Annotated in this window: 1 protein-coding gene; it reads left to right on the forward strand. The window is 60.4% G+C overall.

All coding sequences use genetic code 11. The features are described 5' to 3' along the window. Positions 1-119 precede the first annotated feature (119 nt). Positions 120-445: flagellin (locus tag AACY19_RS27365; protein ID WP_445262337.1), on the forward strand; the 326-nt coding region annotated here is incomplete at its 3' end.

Here is a 445-nt window from a genome sequence, read left to right on the forward strand (position 1 = left end):
GGTAATCCAATAACTTTCCCAAAATGGAGAGGTGAGCGGCATTTCTCGCCGAACATCGCCGGGGTGGCGTCTGGCCCCAGGCCGCAGAATGCGGCTCTCAATCCTAGAAGGAAATTACAATGAGCTTTTCGGTAAACACCAACGTCGGCGCAATGACGGCTCTCCAGAGCCTGAGTGCGACCGGCAAGTCCCTCGCGACGACCCAAACCCGCATCACGACCGGCCTGGCCGTTTCCTCGACCAAGGACGACTCGGCTTCGTACACGATCGCCCAAGGCCTTCGTGGTGACGTGGGTAGCCTGAAGGCCGTCAGTTCCTCGCTCAGCCGCGCCAAGAGCGTTGTTGACGTGGCAACTGCCGGTGCCGAGCAGATCTCGGATCTGGTCAACCAGATGAAGGCCAAGGCAACGACCGCAAGCGACACCGGCCTTGATGCCGCCAGCCT

The organism is Pseudomonas sp. EA_5y_Pfl2_R50 (assembly GCF_963970475.1).
Classification (GTDB): domain Bacteria; phylum Pseudomonadota; class Gammaproteobacteria; order Pseudomonadales; family Pseudomonadaceae; genus Aquipseudomonas.